Source organism: Nitrococcus sp. (assembly GCF_059432795.1).
This window is the reverse complement of record NZ_JBXWZQ010000117.1, coordinates 1-5,777: the sequence shown is the minus strand read 5'-3', so window position 1 is coordinate 5,777 and position 5,777 is coordinate 1. Positions and strand designations below refer to the sequence as shown.

6 protein-coding genes are annotated in these 5,777 nt (G+C 63.4%); 5 read left to right on the top strand and 1 reads right to left on the bottom strand.

Annotated features, from left to right (window positions below; genetic code table 11):
• From AC52Q4_RS09180 to AC52Q4_RS09165, 4 genes are all read left to right on the top strand, one after another.
• The coding region (locus AC52Q4_RS09180; RefSeq protein ID WP_495536495.1) for a TonB-dependent receptor domain-containing protein at window positions 1-1,203 on the top strand (1,203 nt) is incomplete at its 5' end.
• 149 nt (window positions 1,204-1,352) lie between these two features.
• A complete protein-coding gene (locus AC52Q4_RS09175) occupies window positions 1,353-1,784 on the top strand; it encodes a VOC family protein (RefSeq protein WP_495536494.1) in 432 nt (143 codons plus the stop codon).
• Window positions 1,785-1,952: 168 nt separating this feature from the next.
• Window positions 1,953-2,939, top strand: a complete 987-nt coding sequence (locus AC52Q4_RS09170) for an ATP-binding protein (protein ID WP_495536493.1) — start codon at window positions 1,953-1,955, stop codon at window positions 2,937-2,939.
• A gap of 43 nt (window positions 2,940-2,982) precedes the next feature.
• Window positions 2,983-3,819 (top strand): carbohydrate kinase family protein, encoded by an 837-nt coding sequence (locus AC52Q4_RS09165; protein WP_495536492.1) that lies wholly within the window; start codon window positions 2,983-2,985, stop codon window positions 3,817-3,819.
• 36 nt (window positions 3,820-3,855) lie between these two features.
• Here AC52Q4_RS09165 and AC52Q4_RS09160 read toward each other — a convergent pair whose 3' ends face one another.
• Window positions 3,856-5,055 carry a murein transglycosylase domain-containing protein gene (locus AC52Q4_RS09160; protein WP_495536491.1) on the bottom strand — a complete coding sequence of 400 codons (1,200 nt, stop codon included), beginning with the start codon at window positions 5,053-5,055 and terminating at the stop codon, window positions 3,856-3,858.
• A 178-nt stretch (window positions 5,056-5,233) separates the two neighbouring features.
• On the opposite strand from AC52Q4_RS09160, the gene AC52Q4_RS09155 reads away from it, so the two are divergent.
• Window positions 5,234-5,653, top strand: a complete 420-nt coding sequence (locus AC52Q4_RS09155; protein ID WP_495536490.1) for a YbaN family protein — start codon at window positions 5,234-5,236, stop codon at window positions 5,651-5,653.
• Window positions 5,654-5,777 lie beyond the last annotated feature (124 nt).

Below are 5,777 nucleotides of genomic sequence, written 5' to 3'. Positions count from 1 at the left end.
GACCAGACGCAGGATCGCTTCGATTTGGCCGGCCGCCTCGACAAGCCAGCCGCCGGACTGCGCAGTATCAGCGTTCGTGCCGGTTACAACGACTACAACCATATCGAGTTCGAGGGTCCGGGTGAGGTCGGTACGGTCTTCAACAACGAAGCCTGGGAGAGCCGGCTCGAATTCAATCATGAGCCCGTCGGCCCGTTGATCGGTACCCTCGGCGTGCAATACATCCATCGCAACTTCAATGCGACGGGGGAGGAGGCCTTCGTCCAGCCGGCCAAGCAACGATCGGTCGGTGTCTTTCTGTTCGAGGATGCGGACTGGCGCGACTTCCACTTTGAAGCCGGTGGCCGCATCGAGCACCAGGGCGTCGAGCCAAGCATGATCGACAATAATGATATCGACCATACCGTCTACAGTCTCTCGGGCGGGGCCCTTTGGAATTTCACGCCGGGATATGCGCTGAGCTTGACCGCCACCCGCGCGCAACGACCGCCGGGCCTGGTGGAACTGCTGGTCAATGGGCCGCATTTCGCCACCGGGACTTTCGAGGTCGGTGACACCAGACTGGACGAGGAGACCTCGAACAACCTCGATTTGGGCCTGCGCAAGACCAACGGGCGTCTGACCTGGCGTGTCAATGCGTTCGTCAACGCGATCGAGAACTTCATCTTTGTGCAATCCCAGGATCGCGACGGCGACGGTACTGCCGATCGGGTCGATGACGAAGGCAATCCCGGTGGTGAACTCCTGCTAATTAATTACGCTCAGTCCGATGCGCTCTTTTGGGGTGCAGAGATGAAGGCGCTATACCGGGTGTTTGACAATGCCAACGGTGCTCTCGATGCGAGCCTGTTCGGTGACTGGGTCCGCGGCCGGCTAAGTGGTGGCCCGGACCTGCCGCGTATTTCCCCGCCGCGCCTGGGCTTCGGTCTCGATTACTACCTAGGCCGGCTGACAGCCAACGTCGAGGCCACGAAGGTATTCACACAAAGCAACGAAGGTTCGCTCGAGACCCAAACCGATGGCTATACGATATTGAATCTGGGTGCGAGCTACATTCTCGCTGAAGCTCCCGTGGAGGCGAAGCTTTTCCTGCGCGGCACGAATTTGCTCGACCAGGTTGCCCGCCGGCACAACTCCTTCATCAAGGATCGGGCTCCCCTGCAGGGGCGTTCGGGCATCGTTGGGCTGAACGTCCGCTTCTGATCTCGCTACGGCATAACCCAGTCCGCCCGGTGGTCATCGGGCGGGCTTCACAGAGCGGTATTTCGAGCCCTGCCGATTCTCCACGATCTCGCCCATACGGTGACTCAGCACCTAAATGGAGCGTAGACGGCCCACCTCGAGGAGTTGCGATGGCCATACAACTCGACCACACAATCGTGCCGGCACACGATAAGATCAAATCGGCTAAGTTTTTTGCGCGAATTTTCGGCCTCGCCTTTGCTGGCGAGGTATCCTCTTTCGAGGTGGAATCAATGAAGTTATTTGCGCGCATTTCCGGGCTTTGCCTAGCGGGCGATGTCTCTCATCTGGCTCCAGTAAGGGTCAATGATGGATTAACAATGGCTTTCGACAATCGCTCGGATTTCGAATCGCATCATTATGCTTTCAAGGTAAGCGAAGAGGAGTTCGATCGGATTTTCCGACGCCTTCAGGAAGAGGGCATAACGTACGGCAGTGGGCCGCGTGCCTTGGCCGATATGAGCATCAGTCATCGCGGCGGCGGCCGCGGGGTCTATTTCCATGACCCCAACGGCCATATCTTCGAACTGCTCACGGCCTGAGCGCATGGCTGCGGCCGGCGGCGATCTCACCAACGCCGTCTGAAGCGGCGGCTGCCACGCTGAGAATCGGGAAAATAATGCCGACCCAACCGCGCCCGGGGCAATCGCTGCCCGTAATGGAACCGCCAGCGAGGGAGCGCCCTGCCATGCCGAAGGCGGTTCGAGGACTTGCCGAATGCGAATGTGGGCCCGGTGTTCGCGCTCAGCTTCGGCATACGCTGGCTGGGCGAGGAGGGGGGCGAGGGGCGGCGTTACGCCGTTGTCGCGCTGGAGGACAGGGCGGATGTCGATGCTCAGATAAGCCAATTCCGGGCCAATCTGTGGCTGTGGCTCGTCGGTGCCGGCGTGCTGCTGCTGGGAATTCAGGTACTCGTGCTGCGATGGGGTCTGCGGCCGCTGCGCGGCCTGATGAAGGAGTTGCGTGGTATCGAGGCGGGCGAGCGCGAAGCCATTGGCCCGGGCTATCCTGACGAGCTTCAGCCGCTGGTGGGCGCGCTGAATGCCATGCTGGAAAACGAGCACCACCAGCGGGCCCGCTACCGCAACGCCCTCGCCGATCTGGCGCACAGCCTGAAAACACCGCTCAGCGTGCTCCAGGGCATTGCGCAGGGCAATGAGCGCGGCGGCGAGCAGCGCCGTATCGCCGTCGAGCAGCTACAGCGCATGGAGGGGATCGTGGACTCTCAGCTCCAGCGTGCCGGGGCGGCGGGGCGTCAGGTGTTACGCCGGCCGGTGCCGCTGCGACTGCTCGTGGAGCGGCTGGTGGCAGCGCTGGAAAAAGTGTATCGGGACAAGGCACTGCGTTTCGATCTGCAGATTTCTCCCGCTTTGGCGCTGCGCGCCGATGAGGATGATTTGATGGAGATGCTCGGTAACCTGCTCGACAACGCCGCCAAGTGCGCTCGGGCGCGCGTGGGGATCGACGCCGAGCGAGCGGGGGACCACTGGGTGATCGGGGTCGATGACGATGGTCCCGGATTCCCGCCCCAGGCGCTGGAGACGCTGCTCGAGCGAGGGGCCCGCGCCGCCGGGCAGGGCATCGGGTTGGCAATCGTCGATGAACTGGTGAAAAGCTATGGCGGCACGCTGAGCGCCGCCGCCTCTCCCCTCGGCGGTGCCCGCCTGGTGATTCGGATTCCGGCGCGCTCCGTATAACGTAGGCATACCGTGCATCCACGGGGTCCGGGGCGGGGGTCGCATGGCGAGAATCTTGATCGTTGGCTCGGTGGCGCGCGACGAGGTGGTCCAACTCGACGCGCCGTTGCGCGCGGGCGGGCATAATCAGGGGCGCTGGTGCGGCGAACGCCTCGGCGGCGGTGCGGCCAACACGGCGGTCGCGCTCGCCCGCGCCGGCGACCGTGCCGTGGTGATCAGCGCGGTAGGCCGGGATTCGTACGGTGAGTGCCTGAGGCGCGAACTGGACGCCGCCGGTGTCGACCTCTCGCGGCTGTCCCGGGACGCGGCCGCGACCACCCGGTCACTGGTTTTAATCGACGCGAGCGGTGAGCGTACCATCGTCAACTTGGCACGCGCCCGCGTGCCTTTGCCTGGCGATCTGGCGCGTCTGCCGGGGGAGTGCCTATATGTGCGCAGCGCCGATCCGGCGCTTGCGCCGATCATGGCGCAGCGCGCGGAGTGGGGAACCGTGGTTGCGCATGTGCCGCCCGTGCAAGCGGGTGGCTTGCCGGCGCAGATTCTGGTCGGATCGGCTGCCGATCTGGACGATGCGTTCCTGGCCGATCCCTTGGCGGCCGGCCGGCGCATCGCCGGGAAACACTTGCGATGGATGGTAATCACTCACGGCGCGGAGGGAGCCGTAGCCCATGGCGCGAGCGGCGCGCTGCACGTGCGCGCGCCGCGGGTCAGTGTGGTCGATAGCACCGGCGCCGGCGATGTGTTCGCGGCTGGCCTCTTGCATGGACTCGGACGTGGCGAGGCCATGGAAACTGCCCTTGGCAGGGCCGTCGCCTGGGGGGCCGCCGCCGTGTCCTACGCCGGCAGCATCCCGCCCGAAGATTTCCACAGCGGTGTCTGACGGGCCGTGGCGAAGGCCGTTCGCACGAGCGCTGATCTATTGAGGGGGATTGACGAAACTGCGCCGCGCCGAGAGCACTTTCGCCAGGTATTGACGGGTTTCGGCGCTGGGGAAATGGCGGCGCAGACGGCGGTAAACCTCGGCGGGTTTGGCTTGGTTGATTGCCTGCAAAGCCGTTCGGCGGTCAGCGCCGAACGTACGCAGCACGTTGCCGATGCCGCCGTTATAGGCCGCGATGGCGCAGTATTCACGGGATACGGGGTGGTGCACGCCGGCAAGGTAATCGCTGTGGAGCAGATCCAGGTAGGCGGCGCCGAGCTCGATGTTTTGCCGCGCGACGAATAGGTAGTCCCGCTCGGGAATACGATCCACATTGAAGGCATGATGAAAGGCGTCGCGGCCGGCGGTGGCCGGCACGATCTGCATCAGGCCATACGCCGGGGCGCTGCTTACGGCGAACGGATTGAAATTGCTCTCCGTCTGGATCACGGCATAGATCAGGCTCGTGCTGACGTCGAAGCGTTGGGCATAGCGCTGCACTACCGGGGCGTAGCGCTCGGCTTGGCGATTGAGGTAGTCGTTTACCATCGGCAAGGCGACGAAATGCACGGGTTTGGCGCCGCGCGGTGCGGCGATGGTGCGCCGCTGGGTTTTATGCGCCACCAGGTAATCGGCGAATGCTTCGGCCTGCGGCGGCGTGCCTATGGCGCGACCGTTTTGGTCGCGTATCAGCCCATAGAGATAAGGGCGGCCGGTGAGGCGCACGGGGTCATCGGAATAAAGATCGACCGCCCGCGGATCCTCGGGCGTGAGCAAGGTCGTGACGATGGCCTCGCGCAGGCTGCGCATGGGTTGCTGCTCATCGAGCGTTTCCACCTCCACGCGGCCGCGGTCGAAGCGCACGATGGCACGGCTTTTATAATTCTGGGTGTATTTGACATAGCGCTTTCGGGAGGGCACGACGACTTCTTTCTCGCCCCATTCGCGACCGGCCTCGCCGCGCAGGAGCTTGACCAGCGCCTGGAAGCGGCTTTTCGCCACGCTCAGGTCGTGGACCAGTGCCGCCGGATTTCGCGTGTAACCGATTGCCCGCTGTTTGGCTAACCGCTCAGCGGCCGCCCCCGGGTTGCCGCTGAGCACCAGGCGGATGCCCTCCTGAACGGAACAGCCCGAGGCCCAGCCGAGCGCGAGTGTACTGAGCAATAAAACGGTGATTCGCTGCAAACGAGGCAACATCGCTGGTCCCCTGCGGCCAACTGAACGGTGCTTGGTCGGCGCCTGGTGCTCGGTTTGAGCGCCCGGCCGCCCTCAGCCCGTCAGCTTACGTGCGCGGAATGAGGAGGTGAACGAACGCTTGCGCCAACAAGCCGGTTCGGTGGTAAAGTAAACACCGATCCTCGAACGGCTTGTGGAGATGAGCACCGAATACTCGCCATCCAAGGCCAAGTCTTTACCGCTCATCGTCCGTTATGTCTTGATTGGCATCGGGCTCACCGCGGTTGGTTTGGGTATGCTCGGCGTCGTGTTGCCGCTGCTACCCACCACGCCTTTCTTGTTGCTTGCAGCGGCGTGTTTCGCGCGTAGCTCCGAGCGCTTCCATGATTGGCTGATGAACATGCCCGTCTTCGGCCAATACATCCGTGATTATAAAGCCGGGAAAGGCATTCCATTTCGGGTAAAAATCACCGCGCTTACCTTGCTTTGGGTGACCATACTGACGAGCGTGATCTGGATGGTGCCTGTGTTATTCGTCAAGGCATTATTAATCGTTATCGCCGGCGCGGTCACCACGCACATTGTGCGCCTTCCGACGCGGCGCCACGAGACCGTCTGACGAGGCTCACCGAGCGGCGCGCCCCGAGTCCAGGGGCAAACCACAACGTAGGCCCCGACCCTCACCCCAATCGTTTGCCACCGCCAACTCGGCGGCACGGCCCACTCAGCCCGATACGCCTTTG

Coding starts and splice junctions, on each gene's coding strand:
- AC52Q4_RS09175 (WP_495536494.1), top strand. CDS start 1,353: ATGGCCATACAACTCGACCACACAATCGTGCCGGCACACGATAAGATC.
- AC52Q4_RS09165 (WP_495536492.1), top strand. CDS start 2,983: ATGGCGAGAATCTTGATCGTTGGCTCGGTGGCGCGCGACGAGGTGGTC.
- AC52Q4_RS09160 (WP_495536491.1), bottom strand. CDS start 5,055: ATGTTGCCTCGTTTGCAGCGAATCACCGTTTTATTGCTCAGTACACTC.
- AC52Q4_RS09155 (WP_495536490.1), top strand. CDS start 5,234: ATGAGCACCGAATACTCGCCATCCAAGGCCAAGTCTTTACCGCTCATC.